This window comes from Granulicella mallensis (assembly GCF_014203225.1).
GTDB lineage: Bacteria > Acidobacteriota > Terriglobia > Terriglobales > Acidobacteriaceae > Granulicella > Granulicella mallensis_A.
Genome location: NZ_JACHIO010000004.1, coordinates 356,225 through 376,378, shown reverse-complemented (window position 1 = coordinate 376,378; position 20,154 = coordinate 356,225). Strand labels below are relative to the sequence as shown.

17 protein-coding genes are annotated in these 20,154 nt (G+C 61.6%); 2 read left to right on the top strand and 15 right to left on the bottom strand.

The window, feature by feature from the left end:
* Positions 1–2: 2 nt before the first annotated feature.
* The 15 genes from HDF15_RS06285 to HDF15_RS06215 all read right to left on the bottom strand — a co-directional run bounded on the left by HDF15_RS06285 (position 3) and on the right by HDF15_RS06215 (position 18,129).
* The gene (locus tag HDF15_RS06285; protein WP_260330867.1) at positions 3–1,712 is read right to left on the bottom strand and encodes a type VI secretion system Vgr family protein; all 1,710 of its coding nucleotides are present in this window, start codon (positions 1,710–1,712) and stop codon (positions 3–5) included.
* The gene (locus tag HDF15_RS06280; protein ID WP_184253799.1) at positions 1,681–2,409 is read right to left on the bottom strand and encodes a PP2C family serine/threonine-protein phosphatase; all 729 of its coding nucleotides are present in this window, start codon (positions 2,407–2,409) and stop codon (positions 1,681–1,683) included. Before HDF15_RS06280 ends, HDF15_RS06285 begins: the two co-directional genes overlap by 32 nt.
* Before the next feature lie 26 nt (positions 2,410–2,435).
* A complete protein-coding gene (locus tag HDF15_RS06275) occupies positions 2,436–4,613 on the bottom strand; it encodes a family 16 glycoside hydrolase (protein WP_184253797.1) in 2,178 nt (725 codons plus the stop codon).
* The gene (locus tag HDF15_RS06270) at positions 4,610–7,354 is read right to left on the bottom strand and encodes an ATP-dependent Clp protease ATP-binding subunit (RefSeq protein WP_184253795.1); all 2,745 of its coding nucleotides are present in this window, start codon (positions 7,352–7,354) and stop codon (positions 4,610–4,612) included. The genes HDF15_RS06275 and HDF15_RS06270 overlap by 4 nt, the downstream gene beginning before the upstream one ends.
* Positions 7,355–7,383: 29 nt before the next feature.
* The gene (locus HDF15_RS06265; protein ID WP_184253793.1) at positions 7,384–9,183 is read right to left on the bottom strand and encodes a hypothetical protein; all 1,800 of its coding nucleotides are present in this window, start codon (positions 9,181–9,183) and stop codon (positions 7,384–7,386) included.
* Positions 9,180–10,178 carry a type VI secretion system baseplate subunit TssG gene (locus HDF15_RS06260; RefSeq protein ID WP_184253791.1) on the bottom strand — a complete coding sequence of 333 codons (999 nt, stop codon included), beginning with the start codon at positions 10,176–10,178 and terminating at the stop codon, positions 9,180–9,182. The genes HDF15_RS06265 and HDF15_RS06260 overlap by 4 nt, the downstream gene beginning before the upstream one ends.
* The gene (locus HDF15_RS06255; RefSeq protein WP_184253789.1) at positions 10,169–11,860 is read right to left on the bottom strand and encodes a hypothetical protein; all 1,692 of its coding nucleotides are present in this window, start codon (positions 11,858–11,860) and stop codon (positions 10,169–10,171) included. The genes HDF15_RS06260 and HDF15_RS06255 overlap by 10 nt, the downstream gene beginning before the upstream one ends.
* 29 nt (positions 11,861–11,889) lie before the next feature.
* Complete coding sequence (locus tag HDF15_RS06250) at positions 11,890–12,252, bottom strand: hypothetical protein (protein WP_184253787.1); 363 nt, start codon at positions 12,250–12,252, stop codon at positions 11,890–11,892.
* A 72-nt stretch (positions 12,253–12,324) separates the two neighbouring features.
* Positions 12,325–12,774 carry a hypothetical protein gene (locus HDF15_RS06245; RefSeq protein ID WP_184253785.1) on the bottom strand — a complete coding sequence of 150 codons (450 nt, stop codon included), beginning with the start codon at positions 12,772–12,774 and terminating at the stop codon, positions 12,325–12,327.
* 66 nt (positions 12,775–12,840) lie between these two features.
* Positions 12,841–13,317 (bottom strand): hypothetical protein, encoded by a 477-nt coding sequence (locus HDF15_RS06240; RefSeq protein WP_184253783.1) that lies wholly within the window; start codon positions 13,315–13,317, stop codon positions 12,841–12,843.
* A 46-nt stretch (positions 13,318–13,363) separates the two neighbouring features.
* Entirely contained in the window at positions 13,364–13,819 is a 456-nt protein-coding gene (locus HDF15_RS06235) for a hypothetical protein (protein WP_184253781.1), read from the bottom strand.
* 28 nt (positions 13,820–13,847) lie between these two features.
* Positions 13,848–15,188 carry a hypothetical protein gene (locus HDF15_RS06230; protein WP_184253779.1) on the bottom strand — a complete coding sequence of 447 codons (1,341 nt, stop codon included), beginning with the start codon at positions 15,186–15,188 and terminating at the stop codon, positions 13,848–13,850.
* A gap of 3 nt (positions 15,189–15,191) precedes the next feature.
* Entirely contained in the window at positions 15,192–15,692 is a 501-nt protein-coding gene (locus tag HDF15_RS06225) for a hypothetical protein (RefSeq protein WP_184253777.1), read from the bottom strand.
* Positions 15,693–15,710: 18 nt separating this feature from the next.
* The gene (locus HDF15_RS06220; protein WP_184253775.1) at positions 15,711–17,177 is read right to left on the bottom strand and encodes a VWA domain-containing protein; all 1,467 of its coding nucleotides are present in this window, start codon (positions 17,175–17,177) and stop codon (positions 15,711–15,713) included.
* Position 17,178: 1 nt separating this feature from the next.
* Complete coding sequence (locus HDF15_RS06215) at positions 17,179–18,129, bottom strand: FHA domain-containing protein (RefSeq protein ID WP_184253773.1); 951 nt, start codon at positions 18,127–18,129, stop codon at positions 17,179–17,181.
* Between the two features lie 190 nt (positions 18,130–18,319).
* On the opposite strand from HDF15_RS06215, the gene HDF15_RS06210 reads away from it, so the two are divergent.
* Positions 18,320–19,423, top strand: a complete 1,104-nt coding sequence (locus HDF15_RS06210) for a ThiF family adenylyltransferase (RefSeq protein WP_184253771.1) — start codon at positions 18,320–18,322, stop codon at positions 19,421–19,423.
* Entirely contained in the window at positions 19,407–20,126 is a 720-nt protein-coding gene (locus tag HDF15_RS06205; protein WP_184253769.1) for a hypothetical protein, read from the top strand. The genes HDF15_RS06210 and HDF15_RS06205 overlap by 17 nt, the downstream gene beginning before the upstream one ends.
* Positions 20,127–20,154 lie beyond the last annotated feature (28 nt).

Genomic DNA, 20,154 nt, shown 5'->3' with positions numbered 1-20,154 from the left:
CCCTAACCGACATCTTTGGAGTAGAACTTCGATTCGATATGTACTCGTCCATTGGGTGCGTGAAGAATGATATCGCCCGTCTTCGATTCGATGGTGATGTTGGTTCTTCCGGTCTGATCGGATTTTTCGGTCATCTTAATCAGGTTATTGTTAGGTGTCGCCAATACTACTGTCTCTACACCTTCCTTGTCTGAGAATTGCAGGCGATTGCCACTCTTCGTCACGAGGCGCTTGACGTCGTTGGTTTCGACATCGCCGCCACGTAGTTCGTCGCGCGGTTGGGTATGAACGCCATTCCACACCGCACCGAGAACTACCGGTCTTTCAGGATCACCGTCTTCGAAGGCGACGGCGACTTCGTCGCCGATCTCCGGCATGAACATAAAGCCTCGATCCGGCCCCGCATGGGGCGAGGTCACGCGTGCCCAGTGGGTAGAGCTATCGCTCTGCCAGATGTATTGCACCTTGATGCGGCCCATCTTCTTCGGGTCGTTATGGTCGACAACGCGAGCAGAGACGATACCGTTCCAGGTGTGCGTGGCCGGTGGTTGTGCGTTGCGATAGTTCTTCCAGGGCGTGCAGTCAAACGCGTTGGTGTAGCCCTGCGGTGTCCAGTGATGCACGACGCGGGTGAGTCCATAGATGCCCTGGGCATCCAGTGTCCCTTCGATCTGGATCGTATTGCCGGCCATGAGCTGCTGATTGCGCGAGTGGCCGCTGCCGGTGACGGCGCTGCCTAGGGAGCGCTGGCTTTCCGCGTGCAACTGGTCCTGAAAATCGTCGAGCGTCATGGCCCGGGCGCGCTGTGGCTCAAAGCCGGCGGGCAGCGCGACGGAGGCGGATTGTACGGCGCTGGTCATCCTTTGGGCTGAGTCGTAGTAGTCCGGCGGTGTGCTGACCTTCTCAAAGCTGCTGGACTGCATGGCGTGATGATCGTAGTGCACGCCACTCATGGATGCGGGCGAGAGCCTGCCGCTGAGACGCAGGTCGAGGAGGCCGCCTTCACCCCGCCACTGCACGCTGACACCGCTTTGGAAGCTGTTGAAGACCTCCACTCCCCCTTCTTTGGGGCGCATCCAGCAGCCGTAGTCGTCGACGATGCGGTTCAGGAACGAGAAGTCCGTTTCGCCGTACTGCACATAGTTCAGAGCCTTGGAGCTGCTGCCGCTTAGCGAGAAGGAGATGCCCGCGCGCCCTGCGGCTGCGTTACCGATGGAGGAGAGTGTCTGGGCCGCGTAGTACTGCTTCTGTGGAGCTACGTCCATGAGGTAACTGGAGCTGACAGCCAGCAGTTGGGCCGTGTAGCTGCCCCATATCTCGTACTCGAGATCGACCTTGAGTACGAAGCCGGAGAAGGGCACATGTTCTATGCCATCCTCGTCCGTGATCTTGATCGATACCGCTTTGCCAAGGAAGTCTTCCACCGGGATGCGTTGATCTTCTGTCTGCTTACAGACCACAGTGCACCACCAGTGTTGATTCAACTCCTGCACAATCTCGACGGAGGAAAGTTGGGCATCGCCGATGAGGTTGTCGCCAATTTGAATCTGAGGCAGGGCCATGGGTGTCTCCTGGTGGGTCGGTGTTCTTACGAGTCGTTGCTTAATTCCTGAGCTGCCGTTCGTGGTGTTGTTCTGGTCGAGCGCGGATTGAATGCCGATCGATAGCGTGTGGTTGGCATTAGTCGATCTCCACCACGATGCAGGTCGCATTGTCGTGCCCGCTGGAGCGATTGGCAGCATCGACCAACTGCTGGCACGCCTGCTCCGGCGTTGAAGTGGTGAGCAGCAGGGAGAGCATCTCGCCGTTGGACAGAGATTTGCAGATGCCGTCCGTAGCGAAGAGAAAGCAGTCTCCGAGGTGGACCTGCACCATGGTGACGGCGGGCATGACAAACTCCGAAGCGCCGATAGCCTGGGTCAATACGCTGTCCCAGCGGGCCATCTGGTCCGGCGTGATGTGGCGATCGCCCTCGCGCAGGACACGCGCCAGTTGCGAGTGATCGTCGGTCAGGCGGTGCAGCGACTGGCTGCGCAGGAGGTAGGCGCGGCTGTCTCCCACGTGGGCGATCCACATGCGTGCGCCGTCGAAGTGTGCGGCTACGATGGTCGTGCACATGCCCTGGTAGAGCGGTTCATGGGCTGCTGCTTTGTAGACCGCGCGGTTCGCGGCCTGGATGGCGCGCTGTAGCTCCGGCCCCCCAGCATTGGGATCGGTGACGGTATAGGGGAAGCGACTGAGCACGCAGTCGACGGCGGCCCGGCTGGCGACTTCGCCGGCAGTAGCTCCTCCGACGCCATCGCACACTACAAAGAGTCCGCGATCCAAATCGAAACCGAACGCGTCCTCATTGGTGCGGCGCTGCCGCCCTACATCGCTCGATGCCGCTGCCCGAATCCGAATTTCCATCTAGCCCTATTACTCTTTCCTGTTACTTAGTCTCGTTTTTTTGTCTTCGCACCGCGATCGTAGTCGAAGCGCAGTTCCACGACATTGGCCAGCAGAATGTTGCTGCCTCTGCGTAGAGGTTCCGGACTGCCCGGCTTGATCTGTGCGCCGTTCAAGCGGGTGCCGTTGGAGCTGTTGAGATCGTTGACGTAGAGCTGGCCGTCACGCTTGACGATCTCGCAGTGGAAGCGCGAGATGGCATGCTCGACGTCGCGGATCACGATGTCGTTCTTCTGGCCCCCGTCCTGAGCGACCGCGCCGATGCGGACGATGTCTTTATCGATCGGGTGTGTGCGGCCGGAGTCGAGCCCGCGTGTGATCTCAAGCACAGGGAAGCGCTGCATCTTCCTGCGCCGCATCCACATCGCAATCATTCCCACGAGAGCCAGCAGGCCTGCGCCACTGCCCAGCATGACGAGTCGCGAACGAAGCATCTGCGCGGCGCTGATGCGAGTCCGCAGATCGTGGGCCAGGGGATTGCTGGGCGACAGTCGCTCCGCAATGGCGAGCGCGCCGCTGGCAGCTGCCAGATGTCCCGCGAGGAAGGCGCTCTGCGCCTTCGACAACGAGTCGCTGGTCTGCTGCTCGCGCGTCTGCTCGTCGTGCTGCTGCACCACGGCAGTGGTAGAAGCCTTGGCCTGTTCTTCCTGCTGGGCTTGTACTTTCTGCTGCGCTTCCTTATAACCCTGCACGGCCGCGGCGTTTGACGGATCGATCTGGACGACCTGGCCGTACGCGCTCATCTGTTGTTGCGGGTCGGAGGTCGCCAGTGCCTGCCCCATGAGCGACGCCACCTTCTGCTTGTTCTGTTGATCGGTGGCATCCTTCTTCGCGGCACTCTGCTGTTGCTGGATCAATGCCGTCTCCGCTACCGAGGGGGCTGCCGGCGCTGCGGCTGCAGCAGCTTGCGGCGTTGGCTGGGGCGTAGGCGGCGGTGGCGGTGGCGGCGGAGTGTGCGCCGGTGCGCCGTAGGTCTTCGGCAGGACTGTCGTGATGAACTTCTGCACGTCCAGTTGTTCGCCGCCGTTCGGCAGGAGCAGGGTCATGGCGCCGGCAGTGGTGCGGGCTCCCTGCGCGCTGTTGTTGCTGTCCGGGCGGGAGTCGGTGTGTACGGTCGTCAGGACGCCGTTGATCCAGATGGCAATGGTGCGTCCGCCGATAACGATGGTCTCGTTGACCGGTGTCTCGGCGCTGCCGAACGCATGGTTTTCGAGGTGCTCAATACCGCCCGCGTAGGGGCCAATACCGACCTCATAGCCCCCTTCAAGCTGTCCTGCGGTGTTGCGCAGTAAGAGGGCGGTGAAGTTTTCTTTTTTGATCTCGCCTTTGACCGACGCCACCAATTGAATGATGGCGTCCTCGGCGGTATTGCCGTTCTCCAGACCGCCGGGGCCGCTTTCTCCGTGGATCGCGCCGTTATGGACTGACCACTTGGCCTCGTGCGGTTTGGTGCTGCCACCGCCGATGCCCATGGTGAAGGTCCTCTCGACAGAGTGGCCCAGTCCGCCCTTGGCACTTGGGTTACGCGCGATACTCTTCCAGCCGCTGAGGTCCGTGTTGTTGAAGGTGCTGCCGGGATTGAGCGGGGTGATCCTGATATTGCGCACTTGCAGCACTGCGCCACCGGTGGCCTCGAAGCCGATATAGCCGGCGCGCGAACCGAGCCCTGAGGCGGTTCCGGAAGGCAGGCCGTCGACACGAACCGTGATCTGGCCGTGGGAGGCGTCTACCTGGACGCGATGCCATGCTGACGGAAGATTCTTGATCGAGGAAACCGAGATGGTCTCAATGCCGCCGATACCCGAAGGAGCATCACTGTTATCGAGATCGATGGTGAAGCCGCCGTTATTCTCGCGTGAGGCCCACAGACGCAGCTTGGCTCCGGTGGGAGCGCTCTCGAAGTACTCAAACTGCAGGTTGAAGTCGGCAAACGGAACGGCGGTGAGCACGTTGCGGTTGCCGGTGCCATTGCTGGTGAGGTTTCCGTTGCTTGCGCCCCAGGTTCCGTGAGCATTCCAGCCCGCCATCGAAGTCCCGTTGAAGAGCGAGAGTGAGGGATCGGGAACGGGCGCGGCAGACAGGCTGGTGGCAAGCGCAAGGACGCCAAGGAGAGCGGCAGGCTTTCTGGATTTGCGATAGTACTGAGGCAACGGGGACAGGCTCATTGAGCGACCTCCTCGGGCATGGAATCAGGTGTTACATCAGCGTGCAATGAGTCAGATTCGTGAGGTTGTGTGAGCGAGAAGATCATCTCCTGCGGAGGCTGTTCTTCACTCCCTTCGGTGGGTGTTTCCAGGGGCGTGGCGTCTACGGTAATCGTGGAGCCGGGGATGGCGTCTCCGCCGAGCAGAATCTCGGCAAGAGGTGACAGCACTTCGCGCTGCATCACGCGGCCTGCCGGACGTGCGCCGTACTCCGGATCGTAGGAGAGCCGGGCCAGAAGATCGATGGCGGTAGGAGTGGTCTCGAGGTGCAGCTCGCGATCATCTTCGAGTTTGCGCTTCAGTGCGCGCAGGTGGCCGGTGACGATGCGCTCCAGCTCCGGCATACCGAGAGGATGGAAGGGAATGACCTGTCCGATGCGGTTGTAGAGCTCCGGCCGCAGGTTGGCGCGGACTGCGTCGAGGATGATCTGCTCGCGAAGAGCGTTGTCCTCGCCCGCCGCCATGGACTCGCGCACGCCGAGGTTGGAGGTGAAGAGCACCACGGTGTTGGTGAAGTCGCAGAAGCGTCCCTTGGCATCGGTGAGGCGGCCTTCGTCGAGCACGCCGAGCAGAAGGTCGAGGATCTCGGGATGGCCCTTCTCTACCTCGTCGAAGAGCACGATCGAGTAGGGCGAACGGCGTACCTGCTCGGTGAGGAAGCCGCCTTCGTCGGAGCCGATAAGGCCCGGGCGCGAACCGATGAGTCCGGCCGCGGAGGCGCTGTCCTTGTACTCGCCCATATCGATGCGAATGAGCGCGCTCTCGTCGTCGAACAGTGCTTCCGCCAGCGCCTTGGCCAGCTCCGTCTTGCCGACGCCGGTGGGGCCGACGAAGAGGAACGACGCGGGCGAGCGCTTCAGTTGCAGGTCGGTACGCATGCGCCGCGCCGCTTCAGACACAGCGCGGATCGCTTCGGGCTGGCCGTAGACGCGCTCGCCCAGGCGATCTTCAAGATGTAGCAATCGGTCGCGCTCGCTCTCCAGCATGCGCGAGGCAGGCACGCCGCAGCGTTCGGCGACGACCTCGGCGATGTGCTCCGGCAGGACCTTATCGGCAATGGTGATGTTGCCACTCTCGCGCTGTGCGGCGATGCGCGCCTCAAGATCTGCACGCTGCGCTTCGAGATGCTTCAACGCGCCATAGCGAATCTCAGCGGCTTTGGTCACGTCTCCCGCGCCCTCGGCGGCAGCCAGCAGGCGTGTGTTCTCTTCAATAGCTTGCACGGTTTTACCGAGATCGATCCGCGCGTTGCGCTGGAGTTCCCAGGCCTCGGAGTCGGCGGCGACGCGCGGCTCGAGTGTGGCAATCTCCTCTTCGAGCGTGGTGATCTGCTTGGTCTGCGCGGCGCTGAGCTTCGGCAGGGAGCGCAGCGTCTCCAGCTCGGCACGATGCCGTGTCAGCAGACGCTCCTGCTGATCGAGCGCCGTGGGGCGCGACTCGAGCTGCATGCGCAGCCTTGCCGTTGCGGCGTCGATGACATCGATAGCCTTGTCCGGCAGGAAGCGGTCGCGCATGTAGCGGCGCGAAAGCTTGATGGCAGCGTGCAGCGCCTCGTCAGTGAGGTCGACGCCGTGAAACGTGGCGTAGCGCTCGCGGATGCCGCGCAGGATGTAGAGCATCGCCTCATCGCTGGGCTCGCCCACCTGCACGCGCTCGAACCGCCGCGCCAGAGCGCCGTCCTTCTCGATACGTTCGCGATACTCGTCAAAGGTAGTCGCACCTACGCAGCGCAGTTCGCCACGTGCGAGGGCCGGCTTCAGAATGTTGGCAGCATCCATGCCGCCTTCCGTTCCGCCCGCGCCTACGAGCTGGTGGATCTCGTCGAGGAAGAGAATGATCTCGCCTTTGCGAAGGCGAACTTCGTCCACCACAGCCTTGAGCCGTTCTTCGAACTCACCCCGGTATTTAGCCCCTGCAACAAGGCCCATCAGGTCGAGCGCGATCACGCGGCAGCGCTTCATGCTCTCCGGCACATCCTGCGCGGCGATGCGCAGCGCGAGGCCTTCAACGATGGCCGTCTTGCCGGTGCCGGGGTCGCCGACCAGCACGGGGTTGGACTTGGTCTTGCGCAGCAGCGTCTGGATGAGCTGCCGCACCTCTTCGTCGCGTCCGACCACCGGCATCAACTCTCCGGCGGCTGCGGCGGCGGTCAGGTCGCGACCAAAGCGCTCCAGCATCCTGGCTCCGCCTGCAAGTTCCGTCTCATTGGCGCTCTGCGGAGCCTGCGCGGCAGCGGCTGCTTGAGCCCGGCGCGTAGGAGGTGCAGAGGCAGTGGGCTGCTCGATATCGTCGATCGTAAAGCCCGCCTTGCGGAAGTCGTTGCGTAGATCGTTGGTGCCGGTAGTCAGTGCTGCTTCGAGCACGTCGATGGCCTCGGCAGCAGGGCGGCCGTGCCGTTCGGAGAGCTTGAACGCATCCGCCAGCAGCGTGCGCAGGGCCTGTGAGGCCAGCGGCCTGCGCAACTCCTCCAGACGTTGTGCCGAGAGCGTGTCTGCGCGGCGTGAGAGGGCATCGAGCAGGGGAAGCAGCGCGACGTTCTTGCGCTCGAGGATCGCACGCAGGCTTGAGCCTTCGTTGTCGATCAGCAGCAGCAGCAGATGCTCGGGTTGAATCAACGCCTGGCGGCGCTGCTCGGCCAGCAATCGCGCCCCTGAGAGAGCCGATTCCATTTCGTCGGAGAGTTTGCTGAGATCCAAAGCCATGTACGACTCCTTTCTGCGGTTAGCGCGGTTTATTCCAGACGGCGGCGGCGTGGGCGGTTGGAGGCGTCTTCCTCTGCTCCATTCGCAGGGTTATCGCGAGGCATCCACGGCGGCTGGATGATCGGTGCCGGAGTGGCGGGTGTCGTGCTCTCCATGCGCTCGATCGGCTGCGTCACAGATCGTTGCGCTACTGGTGCGGGAGTCTCGGTGCGCCCGCTCTTTGCGGCGTACGTGGAGACGTTCTCCGGGCGTGGCAGGATGCCGGTGCGTTCCGGTTCGCGCTCGACGGTACGCGCCTCCAGATTGTCCTGGCGGCTGGCATAGAAGCGATGGCGCAGGAAGAGCAGCGCGGTGTGCACGGTGTGATACGCGGGTACCGTGACGCGAAGGTCGGTGATGGTAGGAACGTCGGGCGCTTCGAAGTCGAGCTCGATGTTGTTCTGTTCGTCGAACTTTACGTCGCCGGTGAGGATGAGGCTCTCGCGGCGAAAGCCAGAGCCCTCATTCAGCCGGATCTCCGCGCCGATGGATGTGCCGCGAAGCCACGGTGTGGCGCGGTCGCCGACCAGGATGAGCCGGTAGCGGTCGCGGCCTTCGAGCCGCAGGTTCGAGAAGATGATGGTCATCTCGTCCGCAACGCCCTGCACGCGCGACGGACGCGCCGCCAGCTTGTACAGCGCCTTGCCGCCGCGGTCGAAGATGAAGTTGGTGCTCTCGAGCGAGGCGCTCTTACGGAAGTCGATGTACTTGCCTTCGAGGGCGCGCTCAAGCTTCTCCAGTCCGGCGAGCGATTGAAGCATCTTGCGCACCTCCAGCCCTAGGTCCTCGTCGAGTCGCAGGCTGCGGCCCAGTTGCAACGTATGTTTCTGCAGCTCGATCAGGCCGAGCAATTCGCTTTCGCCAGTCTCGCGGAGCATGTCGTAGTACTGCTGCATGCCGGTTGCGAGATCGAAGAAGATGGCGGCGGAGTGCAGCATGCGGCGCACGCGGCCGAAGAAGTTCTCAGGAGTCTGGGTACGGTCGAGCAGCGCATAGGCTGTGTCCTGCAGCTCGAGCACCATGCGCTCGGCGAACGCCATCGAATCGCGGTCGACTTCCGTCTCGAGACCGCGTTCCGTGAAGATGACCATGAACTCGCGCATCGCGCGATGCAGTTCCGCATAGCCGGAGGCGAGGCGATTGATGGCGTCCAGGATGCGGCGGCTGCCGGTCATCAACTCGGAGTGGCCGGCGACTGAAACGCACGTGGGAATAAAGCCTGGGTCCGCTTCAAAGTACATGCCCGTAGCGGGACGGCGGATGCGGCCTACAGCGAGTCCGTTTGCCCGCTCGACTGCCGTGACATTGAGTGCGATGCGGTAGCTGGGAATACGCTCGGTGCGCATCTGCGGATTGAAGGAGTCGATCACGCCGTTGCTCTTGATGCGAACCAATGGATCGAGGACGACGTAGACCACGGACTCTGCGACGCCCGCGAGATGGTCCTTCGAGAAGCGGTTCGAGATGCTGCCTGCGGTCTCGATGTCTACGATCGCGCCGGAGGGCGTGATGCCGCGTGCCCGCGATACGGAGATGTCGAGGTGCTCTGCCGACTCATTGAGCGTCACTTCGGGATCGAAGCGGACGGTGCCGAGATCGCTCTCGGGAATCCGCACGCCGCCGCCCACCAGGCCGTTGGCCGCGGCGAGATAGCGCAGGCCCCACGCCGAAAGCGATTCGAGGTACTGCTCCTGTCGCAGAAAATGGTCGGGCGTCAGAAGCATGCCATGCTCCCAGTTCACCGACCGCAGGTTCAACAGATTGCGCGTTTCTGGCCGCGATTCGTTCATGCGTTGCTCCAACTGGTAGATTCTTGCGGCTGATTGTTTTGTGGTGCAGAGGAGAGCTGTCTTCCCATGTGCGTGTTGATGCCGAGACGGGCGTTGTGCTCTTTCATCCCAAGACGTGGGGCCTGGTTGCGGTCCAGCACGGACCAGCGCACGTCGTAGCGAGTGGAGACGGGCATGATCATCTCAAGCGAGCGGCGCAGCAGAGCCGCACCCTCTTCGCTTTCGGTGTAACGTTCGTAAGTTTCGAGCGAGACCGGCCCGATCTCTACCTGCAAGGTGGCGAGATCTTCAACGGAGTCTCCCATCAGCAGATCGACGCCGAGCCGCGAGGCGTGCGTACTCAGCGAGGAGAGTGCGGTCGAGGGCAGGGCGGAGACCGACGAATGATACGAGAAGCTCTCTACGGGAAGATCGAGCAGCGTGCGCAGTACAAAGGCACAGCCATCCTGCGAACAGCTAAGCTGCGAGACGCTGGCGATCAGCGAAGCCAGCCGATACCAGAGCGGGCGCGGCCACTCGGCGGCATTCACGCCAAAGAGCTTCAACCAGCGGGCGCAGGCCGCGGGGTCGTCCGGCGAGATGCGGAAGAGCGGCGCACCCTCGTGGAACCAGTGCCGCAACTTCTCAAGCGGATCGTCGAAGGGTTCGAGGATCTCGCGTGTGCCCGCATGGGTCTCGCCGCCGGAGTCCCACATGCCGACAGGAAGCGAGTGCGAGAAGCCCAGCCCTGCGATATCGAGATGAACAGAAGTATCGGGAAAGATCGGCATGCCTGCTGCTGGTTCCTGGCGTACTACCGTACCCGCCGCGACGGACTCCCGGCCTGTGCACCGAACCACGATGCGATGCTGGCTGATCCCCAGCGCCGTCAGAGAAGCCAGCGCGGAGTGAATGGAGTGGCTGTGCGCGTGGGTGCCTTCGGCCAGGGCAGGCATGCGGCGCATCCGTGCCGTCGAGGCAGGAATGGGAGTAGGAGCGGCGGAGGCTAGTTCCATGTGAACGCTACCTCCAGTTCCAGCCCCTGCACCAGGCGCGCGCCGAGCGAGGTTTCAATCTGTGACTTCAGCGCGGGCAGCTCGATCTCCGGCTTCGAGAAGGCGTGCGAGTCGAGCGTGAGATGCAGCCGTTCCACACGCCGAATGCCTTCTTCTTTACGTACCATGCCGGAGTCCGTCACCGCGTTCAGGATGCGGCGGTCTACGGCGAGAGCAGCGGTCTCCAGGTCCTGCCGCGTCACGATGCGGCCGCGCGTCAGCAGGGCGTCGGCGAAGCGCCGCTCTTCGCTGGCGATGTGTTCTCCATCGGAACCGCCGGATGCTGCGGTGAAGGGCGTGAGCCGGATGCCGGTCAGTGAGGCGGCATTGGCAAAGCTGGTGATGTCGCCGGGGCCGACCCGATTGCCGAGTGCGCCGTTGGTCAGCCACAGGCGGATGTTGGCCGCGCTGTGAGGCGTGCCGTCGCTGTGCGTGCCGGGGTAGAGTGTCAGGCGATTGTTGTGCAGCTCAAAGCGTCCGGCGGAGGCATCCGCGCCGGGGCGAGTGGCTGCCTCATAGGCATCGTTGTCGACGCTCATCACGGTCAGCGGTGCGACGAGGTGCTCCGGTGTGCCGCCTTCGCGGACGACGGGAATCGAGATGCCGTCGCGCTCGAAGTGGATCGTCTGGTTGCGCGCGAAGACGTTCGAAGCTGTCATGGTGTGCAGCAGGATGCCGTTGATTGCGTGATGCAGCGCCGGTACACCGGGCGGCATCGGAATCTTGATCCACAGCCGGGGCTCGGAGAGCAGCTGGGCCGCGTCGCGATTGAGGATGCGGGTGAGCGCCGGCTCCAGCAGGCGCGGTACGCGGCACAGCAGCGGTTGGCCTGCGTGCATGGGAGGAAACAGGTATTGCCTGCCCGTATAGAAGCCATTGGGAATCGAAGGCAGCGGCGCATCGAACATGCCGACCGGCTCATTCTGGCCCAACTGGAACTCAAGCCGATAGACACCGCCGTTGATGCGCTTGGGCCGCATCAGGCCTTCGCCGGAGAGATCGCCGTCCTCGCCGAAGATCCACCACGGCTCATGGCAGAGTGCGTGCTGCACGGGATAGGTGCCGGGGCTCAGTTCAAAGAAGAGACTATGGCGGTTGAGCAGTCCGGGCGGCAGGTTTTCAACGGCGATATACAGTGCCGGCTGTGGCCCCAGGCCCACGGGGACCGGATCGGACGAAGGCCGCATCGCCTGGATGGTATCGCTCATCTCCACGCCGGTCAGCAGGCGCAGGGACTGGTCCTGATAGCTGAGGGCAAGCGCGATGCGCGCCTGTGAGACTTCAAAGGTCGCGTCGAGACCGAAGGAGAGACGCTCGCCGGTGGAGGCGACAGCGTTCAGCTCCGTGCCTGCGCGCAGCACGCGCGGCTCGCTGAGATCGTTGATCAGCCGGACCGCCGCTTGTGCGGGCGTTGCAAGATATTGCTGCACCTGCAGGCCGCTCATCAGCTCATGCAGCAGCGACTGGCGAAGCTGTGCGGTGTCGCTGTAGACCTGGTCGATCTGCTGGGCCACGGTGCGGAAGAGCACGGCGAGCAGGGGATCTGTGGTCTCGGTGCTGACGCCGAAGTCCTTTACGCGGCGGCGGAAGTCGTCGCGGAGCTTGCGGTCGATCTCAAGAACGTTCGGGGTATGGCTGCTCATCGTCTTCCTCCTTCCCGCGCGGTTTTGCGCTACTGCTCGTGTGCCACATACGTGGTGAATGTCTCTGTGTTCGCGGTGTTTTCGAGTGTGATGGAGTACGTATCGGTCTCACGGCCCGGACTGATCTCACGCACGATTTCGGTCACCGTATACCCATCGATTCCAAGGTCTTCAAAGGTCTCGTTAATGCGTGAGGCCGCAAGCCGTGCCACATCGGCGCGTTGCCGGCTGTTCTCGAAGAGGTCGCGCAGGCCAAACGTCGGACAGGCGGCCCATGAGCCGGCAGGGGTGCGTGCCATCATCTGGAGCAGCGCGATGAGGGAAGCTATCTTGTCGTCGCGGAGCAACAGTCCGTTTTCCTGAAGCCGCATCGGAAAGGCGATGGATTGCACTCGGTAGCTCCGTGTACTTGAAAAGAACTTCAAAGCCCGGGACGCATCGTCCCGGGCCTCGAAGACAAGGTGTTAGTTGCTCAGCGAGATGTTCTGGAAGTTCTGCTGGTTCATCTGCGCTTCCAGGTCGAGCACCAGGATGTGGTTCACACCGGCATGGCTCTCGTCCGCGAGCTGGTCATCGCTCTGGTAAGGATTGAGCGTGTGGAAACCGCTGATCCAGCCATTGAAGCTGTAGGCAGCCAGCGAGTCCTGATGGGCATCGTCCTTCCAGAACTCGAGCTTGATCGCCTTGACCTTGTCCTTGGTAACGACATTGGACAGGCTGAAGAGATTGCTCATCGTGGAGAAGGGGATGTTCGTGTCGTCATGGAAGTCGACGTACACACGAATGTCGGTTGCCAGCGAGCCCATCTGGGGCATGCCGGAGCGGTCTTTATCGGTGCTGAACGCGACCGAGATGGAGAGGCAGTCGAACTTCTGTCCATCGATCGTGCAGGTGCTGCGTGAGGGATTTGCCATAAAAATCAGTCCTTTCGGTGGGCCCGACGTCGGGCGTGATCAGAACAATGCGAGAGCAGCGCCTGGTTAGTTGCTCATCTGAACAGCCTGGAAGTTCTGCTGATTCAGCGCAGGCTCGATGTCGAGCACCAGCATGTGGTTCAGGCTGGGTGCTGCTCCCTCGGCCAGGGCGTCCTCGGTGTTGATGGACTGTGCCTTCGGAAGGAAGTCGAGCGGGTTCGAGGTTTCGAAGCGGCGGATCCAGCCATTGAAGCTGTAGGAGAGCAGAGCATCCTGCTGCGAATCGTCCTTCCAGAACTCGATCTTGATGGGCTTGATCTTGTCGCGGGTCACCACGTTCGAGAGATCGAACAGATGCTTCACCGTGGAGAAGGGGAGGTTGGTGTCGTCGTGAAGATCGGCCCACACGCGGATCTTCGTGGAGAGCGAGCCCATCTGGGCCGTGCCCGAACGATCTTTTGCGGTGTTGAACTTTACGCTGGTTGTCACTGCCTGAAACTTCTGGCCATCGATGGTGACGGTTGTGCGGTATGGATTTGCCATAGGGGAAGCTCCTTAGGGTGAGGGTTGGGTTATGGCGTTGGGCAGTTTAGGGCTTACCGGTCTTATCGCCCGGAGAAAAGAGCGATTGCACCAGTGTTTGAAACCGGCTCGCGGCGAGCTGCAGCGGACCAGCAGGAGCGGGTTCGGCGTTGCTGCCTCTAGGGTTGGAGGGCAGCGTTTCGGACGCCTGTTGCGATGCCGGTCGTGCGGGCTGCGCAAGCGCTTCAGCCGGGGGCGTCTGCACCCCGGCCCGGTGGTTCAACGCTGCCGGGGTGACGGCTGCGTTACGAACTACCGTTCCATTCTGACCACGCAATGAAAATCCGGCACTGGTTTGCGCCGTGCGGCCGCCCGCAGCTTTTTCTTCTTCTGCTGCCCTGGCGGCTGAACCAGCCGCCGGACGAACGATCCGTCCGGCGTTGGTCCCATGGTCTTCCTGTTCTGCCTGATGTGCGGCCGATCCAGCGCGCGGCACACCAATTTGAAATCGAACCTGATTCATCCCAATACACCTCAGCGGGGGTCTAGTTCTAGTTCTTAGCGGGTTCCTGGCGGCTGAACTCCGGTACATCGATCTTGAGCACGAAGGTTTCAGCAGGTCCGGTAGGCATCACGTTCAGCGTGATGTCGCAGATGCCCTGCATGCGTTTGTTGGAATCCTTGTCGACGAACAAGTCGTAGCCCAGAATCGTGCCCTGCTCTACCTGCTCGTCCAACAGACGCTTCAGAGGAGTCTCGATCTGCTGGTCCATGAAGTCGCGCGTCAGCACCTGGCCCGCAACCTGCAGCAGGTAGTGGCGGCAGCAGCGTTCCAGGTACCGCAGGATGCGGTAGGAGGTAAAGAACTTGAGCACGCCGTACGGATCGTCTGCCTGCGTACGGCAACCGTAGAAGCAGAGGTGGTTGTCCGCATCGCGAATGATCGGGATCAACTGGCGTTCCATGGAGAGGTGCTCCATCTGGCCGATGAGCGGCTCGATGCGAGCTTTAGCCGCGCCATGGACCCGGCCGAAGCGGGAGCCGACCGGCCCCTGCGCCATGCCCTGCGCGTCGTCCGCACGTGCAACCGCACCTGCAAAGACCATCGACGGAGGGCTGTAGAGTCCTTCGCTGGCGTCACTGTCCTTTTCGAACCAGTGAGGGGCGCGCAACTGCAGATAGCCCATCAGGCAGACGTCCGAGGCAGCCTGATCTTCGGGCCGCTTGAGGAACTCATACTTGCCGCCGGGCAGGAAGTTGCGCTCGACGTTCTTGAAGGAGGTTTCATCGTCCAGGTCGCCGATCAGGAGCATGCCCCAGGCATTGGCGATCTGTTCGAACTTCTCGCGGATAGGCTGCGGATAGTAGCCCGGAATGACCAGGTTGCAGATGTCGTCGCGGAAGTTGAAGTTATCGTTGCGCTGCACGATGAAGTGCTCCAGCGCGGCGATATTCATGGAGAAGATATCCTGCATCGCCTTCGGATCGGCGTTGAGGATGAAGAGTTCGACGGGCTTGCGGATCTTGCCGTCGCCCACCTTGGAGTTCTCAAAGAAGAGCTGGATCTGGCGGTATGAAAGCTCCAGCGTGCGGATCTGGTCGAAGATCTGCGACAGGAGTTGGTCGCGGATGCCTTCGGCGCTGTCGATCTGACCCTGAAGCTTCTTGACGGTCTGCTCGTAGCTGTCGTCGGCGCTGATCAGCTGCTCGAAGTTCGTGAGCTGGCCGAGGAACTCCTTGGCCGACTGGGCGGAGAAGATGCTGGCCAGGTCGCGCTTCTCGTTGGTCAGGCCGGGATGAAGATCGGCGAAGATGTCCTGAAGCAACTCACGTGCGGGGCTGTTGCCCAGGATCTGCTCGGTGGTGCGGTTCAATGTCGTGGTCTCAGCCATGATTTACTTCTCCCCTTCCGCAACGCGTTCGAGTTCGGAGCGCAACTTGCCGAGAGCATTGACGATCTCCTCGCGCTGGGCGGCGTTGCCCCACGCGCGGCGTACCGCCGGCAGCTTCCAGCGGTCTTTCAACCGGTAGAGCAGGTCGATGTTCTGCTTCAGATCGGCAAGGTCGTTGCGCAGGAAGTGCGATGCGCCGTCGGCGTCCTTGACCTCCTGCCGCTTCTGCAGGTTCTCAGGATCGAAGTCCTTGATGGAGCGGAATTCGAACTCGGAGCGGAACTCTGTCTCCTCGGGGCCGGCATAGCCGCGAAAGCTGAGCTTGGGCTCGAACTTCCGGAACGCATCACCAAGGTCTTCTACCTTCAAGAGGTCTTCCGTCTCGGATACGGCCTCGCCGCCAACGCGATTCAGCGTCATCGGCAGCATCGCGGCGGCCGTCGAGGTGGGAACCTTTCGAACCGCGGGGGTAACTCCTTTACGAACAACTTTTACCAGAGGCATAGAGGGCTCCTATTTCAACTAATTCTGATCGAAAGTAAGACGTGTGCGGGAAGCTTCGCTACGCGGTAAAACCTGCGTCGTCTGGGCAGCAGAACGTTGTAGCGGGCTGGCAGATTCGAGCTCCGGGGTGAAACCTGCGGGAAGGTTCGAGGTCGAACGTACCTGCACGCCGGAGGCGGAGGTGACACCTGAACGATCGCTGCTCCAGCGCCGTGAGCGGTCCGGGACAGAACTAGAATATTGTTCTCCCCAGATCAATCGCGGCACCCAAAACCACAGTATGAGCAAGATAGCTGACGCACCCAGATAGAGCAATAGGTGGACGAGAACGCTCGACCAGCCGGAATTCGCCGGCGGATGGGTGGCAATCAGCGCTTCCAGCTCTTGGGGCGAGGCCGCACGGTCATACGCGGGGGCGTTGGTGGCCGGGACGATGAGGCGAAGCGGGTCGCCGGTCAGGACAGAGCCGTCTTCCAGCTGCATGCTCGGCGTCCAGATCTGGTCGCGGCCCATCAGGGCAACGCGATTGGCCTCGGACAGCGGCCAGGTGATCTGGATCGAATGGCTGACCGCCGAACGGCTGACATGCAGCGCCGCGAGCAGTTGATTGGCGTCCGCGGCATAGAAGAACCGCTTGGTGAGCTTCTGCAGGGCGCCTGCATCGATGTCGTTCTTATCGCCGAAGCCGATGCCGATGGTGTCCAGGTTCGAAGTCTGGACCTGGGCCACGGCCTGCTGTAGGCCAAGGTCGCCGTTCAGAAGCTGAGGATCGTCGCCGGGGGCCACTTCGTTCTTGCCGTCGGTCATGACGATCAGGTGGGGCTGCAGCTCCGCGAGGGTAGCGCCTTCGTGCTGCAGGGAAGCGAGCTCGCCCTTCATGGAGTCGACGCCGGAGAAGACGGCCTGGTAGAGCGCGGTGTTGTTCTTGGGGCCGGGGGCGGGAAGCGCATTCAGTTGGGCAAGGACATCGGCCCGATGCGTGGTGAAGACCGCAGACCGAATCGTCGAGACGACGTTGTGGCTCTCGAAGGGGACGATGGCGACCCGATCCGAGCCTTCCTGCATTCCTGCGAGGAACTGCGCAATAGCGCTTTTAAGCGATTGGAATCGAGTGCTGCCACCGGACATCGGCTGGTTCATGCTGCCGCTGATATCGACGAGCATCAGGACGACGTTGGTGTGCTGGCCGGCATCGGGACCGCTTCCAGCGCTGGCATAGAACGGCTTAGCCTCACCGGAGGCGCTTTGCAGTGTGAAGGCCCCCGCGAGTTGTGACGCCGCAGGCAGGGTGACCGGAGCGGGCTTGCCCTCCGCATCGCCCGGTGTAACGGCGGCGGACATGCATGGAGACTGCATGACCGGAGCGCAGTCCACCAGTTGTGGCGGAGAGGTCAACAGCAGCCGGGATGGCTTTGCAGGTTGCTGCGCAGCGGCGATGGCCGCGGCAGCGCAGGTGAGAACGGCAAGATGTTGAATGATCTTCACGCTATTCCCCTTGCTTTCTGCTTTCGAAGCGTAGAGCGGTGCGGCCAATCAGAAGATCATCAGTGGGATGCAGCTCCTGTGAGCTGACCACCGTCTTTCCTTTGATGCGCAGAACGTACTTCGCTATGCCTTCGGGACCGGAGGCATCCGGATGCCGTGCGATGAAGTAGCGGCCATCCTTGTGAAAGACAACGGCATGGCGTGGAGCGACGGAGGAGTCGGGAATGCAGATATCGGCGCCCTGCTGGAAGCGGCTTCCGCTCTGCGCCGTGGGGGCGCTGCCGAGGACGTAGGACTCGCCCATATCAAGATCCCACAGGGTCTTGTTTTTTCCGAGCTTGTTCTGTGCGCGCGCGTCGCCGGAGCTGATAAAGCGCATGATGCCTTCGCGCACCAGGACCGGGGCGATGCCGCTTCCGAAGCCCGTTCCCGCACCTGCGAGGATCAGGCTGCACATGGAGATGCCGGCCGACAGATGGGGTGTGAAGAGGATGAAGGCCAGTCCGCCCAGCAGACCACCGGCAAGGCTGCCCGCATAGGTGTGAAGGATGCGTCCGCGATTCGTCTGCATCCAGCGAAGGCCGAGGCCCAGGCCGATGAGAGAGAAGCAGAAGGCCCAGACGGTTACGCGATAGAGCGTGGGAGAGGTAGAGGAGATGCCGTTCCGCAGCCCGAAGGCAAGTGCCGAAGCAGCAGCGGCGGAGAGCACTCCGAGGAGCAGGCCGAACCCGATGGAGGAGCCGCGAATTCTGCCCAGTAGAACGCGGTCAAAATGAAGATAGAGCAGCACGCCAACCACAGGCCCAAAGGCCATGAGGCTCACAGTGTCCGGCAACCAGCGCAGTCCTGTATCTGCCATCGGGATCGAAAGCAGAACAGCGCATAGTGATGCCAGAAGCCCACCCAGCGTACCGATCAACGTCGAGAAATAAAGCCCACGATAAATACTCATCTTGCCAATCGGAAAATAGCATTAATTCAACCGTAGATACGAGACGGCTCCAGGCCGGTACCGTTCTGATGTTGTGTGTAAAGTGTATTGGAGTAATCAAGAAGGCATGAAGTTGTATGCAAGAAATGTCAATTAATATTAATTGGAAAAGTTTCCGCAGCATGGTTCCTGCATTTCTGTCGGAGAACGCTTGAAAGACCTGCGTCTTGCTGTAGTCGGTGCAGGGACGCTTGGCTCCGAGCTGGGCAGGCTGCTGGCTGAAAACTCCTTCTCCAACGTTTTACTCGTCGATCCAGACCGGCTTGAGCCGCACAACGTGGCTCTTAGTTCGTTGTATCGAGACATCTTTGCCGAAGAGGGTCCTGAGGCCTTCATCCACTACAAGACAGAGTTACTCGTCGATTGGGTCCGGCAGAAGTATAGCCTGATCTGGGAAGGCTTTGCTGCAGAGATTGCGGATACTAGTTTAGGCCGCCTCGCTTTGTGCGATCTCGTTATCTCCTGTACTGACAGCACTTTGGCTCGGGTCGAGACCGCCCTTGCCGCCCGTGTGCTGAACCTGCCGATGCTGGACGGCGGCGTGAGGGGAGAGGGGATTCCTGCCGGCCGGGTCTCCTGGTTTTCTCCCTCGCACGAAGCTGCCTGTTATCTCTGCGGAATCTCCGAAACCAGGCGCGCCGAGCTGCTATCCTATGCCCTCTCAACCTCTTTGGGATGCGGCCTTCCTGCGGAAGCTCCTGCCATGACTGGCGCGCCCGATGCCGTGCGAGAGACCGCCGCCGCCATGCTTCAGTTAATTCAGTCTTTCTCCGCAGATAAACATTGTTTAAAAACTTCCTTCTCTTCGCGTATCGAGTGGGACCCTACGGCACAATCATGGATACAGAAGGATTTGAAGCTGCCCCGAAGTGTGACCTGTCCCTGGCACGATCTGCCTGAGGGCGAGTGGCTTCCACTGGGTTACGATCAACCTATTCGGGATTCGCTCCATAGAAACAATATGCGGGTACAGTTACTTTGGCCGCATTGCCTGGAGGCCCGCTGCCATGTGTGCGGTCACCAGAGCACACCGAATCTGCGCGTTGCCCGGCTTCGCCGTAAGGCGGTCTGCGCGCGGTGCGGCACTACCGGCAGCTATGAACCCACCAGGATCATCGATAGTGTGGGAGATGAAGATTTTGCGGCGGATTTTACGCCGCGGCAGCTAGGATTACCGAAACAGCATCTATACCTGTTCCGCCGTGTTTTTGCTCCCATGATGAGAAGGAAGGACGTTGATGAACCGGTCGCTTGAACGTTTTGCGCTGCTTGCCGGTGTAATGATTTTGCTTGGCTCGGTCCAGTTTGGCGCTTGCCTTGGCGGCGGCGCCGTTGCGCTGCCGGCTGCACTGCTGCTGAGCGCCGGTATCACGCTGCTGTGGATGCACTTCGATCTTCCCTCGGGCCGTCCCTGGCTGCCCCCGCTGGTATGTGCGGGCGTTGTATTGCTCAGTGTTTTGCTGGCGGAGTTCACGTTTCGCAGCGACTTCGCCGAGTGGTTCAGCTTTCTGCTCGCAGGCGCAGGCAGTGGCCTGACAATGTTTGTGCTGCTGCGCACCCGGGTACGTTGTGCGTTGTGCAATCGCCGAATGGGCGTGCAGGCCTTGAGCTTTCAGTGCCCCCGCTGCCACCTGAAGGTCTGCGAGGAGACCTGCTGGAGCTTCGAGCACAGGCGCTGCACCCTGTGCCTGGAGCAGCGCGTTCCGGTCCTGCCCACGGGTGAAAAGTGGTGGACGAAGGCCGCGGGGCCTCGTATTACGTATGGCCGCTGCCAGATGTGTCTCGGCTCGGCCGAGCAGGTAGACCTGCGTATCTGCCCGCACTGCCGCCGTCCGCAGTGCCGGGAGTGCTGGGACTTCAATAACGGAGAGTGCCAGCGTTGCGGAAAAGCACTCCCCGATTTACCGGAATCGCTTACCATGACGGTGACACAAGCTGCTAAAACCCACGGCGTATAAGTCTGCTGCGCCCAATCTCTTGAAGGTG